The 2,574-nt window shown below is 60.0% G+C and carries 4 protein-coding genes; 1 reads left to right on the plus strand and 3 read right to left on the minus strand.

The annotated features are described in order from the left end of the window. Positions 1–87: 87 nt before the first annotated feature. From ACW9HW_RS29785 to ACW9HW_RS29795, 3 genes are read right to left on the minus strand one after another with little or no spacing between them, the layout of a single operon-like run. Complete coding sequence (locus ACW9HW_RS29785) at positions 88–711, minus strand: SOS response-associated peptidase (protein ID WP_095192948.1); 624 nt, start codon at positions 709–711, stop codon at positions 88–90. A gap of 36 nt (positions 712–747) precedes the next feature. Next, positions 748–1,008, minus strand: a complete 261-nt coding sequence (locus tag ACW9HW_RS29790) for a putative signal transducing protein (RefSeq protein ID WP_457402912.1) — start codon at positions 1,006–1,008, stop codon at positions 748–750. An 8-nt stretch (positions 1,009–1,016) separates the two neighbouring features. Continuing rightward, complete coding sequence (locus ACW9HW_RS29795; RefSeq protein ID WP_095192946.1) at positions 1,017–1,199, minus strand: CPXCG motif-containing cysteine-rich protein; 183 nt, start codon at positions 1,197–1,199, stop codon at positions 1,017–1,019. A gap of 139 nt (positions 1,200–1,338) precedes the next feature. Here ACW9HW_RS29795 and ACW9HW_RS29800 point away from each other — a divergent pair, with 139 nt between their 5' ends. Continuing rightward, on the plus strand, positions 1,339–2,505 hold the full coding sequence (locus tag ACW9HW_RS29800; protein WP_457402915.1) for a 1-acyl-sn-glycerol-3-phosphate acyltransferase: 1,167 nt from the start codon (positions 1,339–1,341) through the stop codon (positions 2,503–2,505). Positions 2,506–2,574 lie beyond the last annotated feature (69 nt).

The raw sequence follows: 2,574 nt of genomic DNA on the forward strand, positions 1-2,574 counted from the left end.
TAAGTGGCACATAAATTTCGTGTTCACTGGAGATCAACTGTGGGAGCGAGCCTGCTCGCGAAGGCGTCAGTAGTAACGCCAAATGACTCAACCCGGGGTCAGACACTCCGGCCCATTGAGCTTCGGATCATTGACCATGTTGGCCAGCACCCGTTCGCGCAACGCGGCGGGTTCACTGGCCAGCAGGGCCTGCAACGCATGCAACGGCGTTTCCGGATCGAGCCAGGCGTCTTGCCCCGCCGCATCGAGAATCAACGGCCGCCGCTGACTGGCAGCCGGCTGAGTAATGACCGCCGTGCTCAGCCACACCTGTTCCTGCACCGGGTACGCCTCCCAGATCGCCGCGAAAAACAGTGACGAGCCCTCTCCCGGCGTCAGCCAGTACGGGCGCTTGCGCGTGGTGCCGCGCCATTCGTAAAAACCGTTGGCCGGCAACAGGCAGCGTCGCTCGCGCAGGGCTTGGCGGAACATCGGCTGCTCGGCCACGGTTTCGGCCCTGGCATGGGCCGGGGTGCGGGATAGATCGGTCAGCCATGGCGGTGTCAGCCCCCAACGCGCACGCGCCAGCTCGCGCTGACCGTCCGCACCGGCACGCAGCATCAACACCGAATCATTGGGAGAAATGTTCCACTGGGCCTGCTGATCGGCGGGGAAGCCTGGCAGGGCCGCGAAGGCGGGGTTCCAGCGAAACAGGGCATAACGTCCACACATGGGGCAACACGACTCTTGATCAAACGAACGGCCAGCCTAACAGACCAGCGTGCCCGGAAAGCTCTCCGGTTCATCACCGCAAAGCGGCAGCGCGGCATTGTACGCACTGATCAACTCGCGGGCGTATTCGGCCTGGTCGTTATCCACCGCCAACCCCAACAGACCGAAGATCGGCAGTTCGCCGCTGGCACCGACCAGATCGCGTCCCACCAGATGCGCCTCGATGCCCTCACTGGCAAGCATGCCTTGCAGCAACTCGCCTTCCATCAGGTTTTCCGGTTCGTAGATTCGTTGCATAGATGCCCTTATTCGTTCTCGCTGAATACGTCGAGATGCCATTCTTCGCCGTGTACCTGCAACACAAAGGTTATCGGCCGGCAGCACACCTGACAGTCTTCAATATAGGTCTGATCCCCACCGGACAGGTCCAGGGTGGTTTCCACTTCCTCACCACAATACGGACATTCATAAACGGCATTTTCCAGCATCGCGGTCTCCCAGGTGACTTGTGCGTATAATCGCCGGTCTATTTGCAGGGCTATTTTTGTCTGACTACTTTTTCAGACCGTACCCCGCCGGTTTTCGATCAGAACCTTTACTTACCCTAGCCGTTTCTAACAAGAGAGCATGATGGGCGAATTCGATGCCATCCGACCTTACGACGACAGTGAAGTCCCAGCGGTGCTGGCACGACTGCTTGGCGACAAGGCGTTTCTAGATATCCTCACCCACTTCCGCTTCCCGCGTTTTGCCGGCGCTTTAGGCTGGGCACTCAAACCTCTTATAGCCCATCGTCTGCGCCGTGAGTTCGCCGGCATCACGTCGGTGGCTACTTTGCAGGACAAAGTCGAGTATTACGTCGACCACACCATCGAACGCGCCACGGATGGGGTGACCTACACCGGTGTCGAGCAGTTCAAGTCCGGCAGCGCCTACCTGTTCATCGCCAACCACCGCGACATCGTGATGGACCCGGCCTTCGTCAACTACGCCGTGTACCACGCCGGCCTGCCGACCCCGCGCATCGCCATCGGCGACAACCTGCTGCAAAAGCCCTTCGTCAGCGACCTGATGCGCCTGAACAAGAGCTTTATCGTGCACCGTTCGATCACCGGACGCCGCGAGAAAATGGCGGCGTATCAGTTACTCTCGGCCTACATCAACCATTCGATCCGCAACGATTGCGCCTCGATCTGGATCGCCCAGGCCGAAGGCCGGGCCAAGGACGGCGACGACCGTACCGAGTCGGCGATTCTCAAAATGTTCCACATGAGCCGCAAGGACGAGCCGTTCGGCGAAGTCATCCGCTCGCTGAACCTGACCCCGGTCTCGATCAGCTACGAATACGACCCGTGCGACCAGGCCAAGGCCCGCGAACTCTACATCCGCGCCACCACTGGCACCTACACCAAGGCGCCAGGCGAGGACGACGTGAGCATCGCCAAGGGCATCACCGGCTACAAGGGCCGGGTCCACGTGAACTTTGCCGCGCCGATCACCGAGCTGTTCGAAGACACCAAGCAGTTGGCGGTCGAGATGGACAAGCAGATTCTGGGCGGTTATCGCCTGTTTCCGGTGCACTACCTGGCTTATGCCCAGTGGAAAGATGCCGACCCGCAATTGCAGGTTCCCGGTGCCGCCGAGCTGTTTGCCGCCGATGAACTGACCAAGGCCCAGGAGCAGTGGCAGCAACGCCTGGACGCCTGCCCCGAGGAACATCGCCCGTTCCTGGTGTTGCAATATGCGACGCCGGTACGCAATCAGTATCGGGTGAAGGGGGGGTTGCCGCTTTAACCCCTTTTAAAGCAAGAACAAAAGATCGCAGCCTTCGGCAGCTCCTACAGGGAAATGCAATCTCATGTA

Source organism: Pseudomonas sp. SDO5532_S415 (assembly GCF_054071155.1).

Bases quoted from the DNA above. Each gene is read 5' to 3' on its own strand.
- ACW9HW_RS29800 (WP_457402915.1), top strand. From the start codon at position 1,339: ATGATGGGCGAATTCGATGCCATCCGACCTTACGACGACAGTGAAGTC.
- ACW9HW_RS29790 (WP_457402912.1), bottom strand. From the start codon at position 1,008: ATGCAACGAATCTACGAACCGGAAAACCTGATGGAAGGCGAGTTGCTG.
- ACW9HW_RS29785 (WP_095192948.1), bottom strand. From the start codon at position 711: ATGTGTGGACGTTATGCCCTGTTTCGCTGGAACCCCGCCTTCGCGGCC.
- ACW9HW_RS29795 (WP_095192946.1), bottom strand. From the start codon at position 1,199: ATGCTGGAAAATGCCGTTTATGAATGTCCGTATTGTGGTGAGGAAGTG.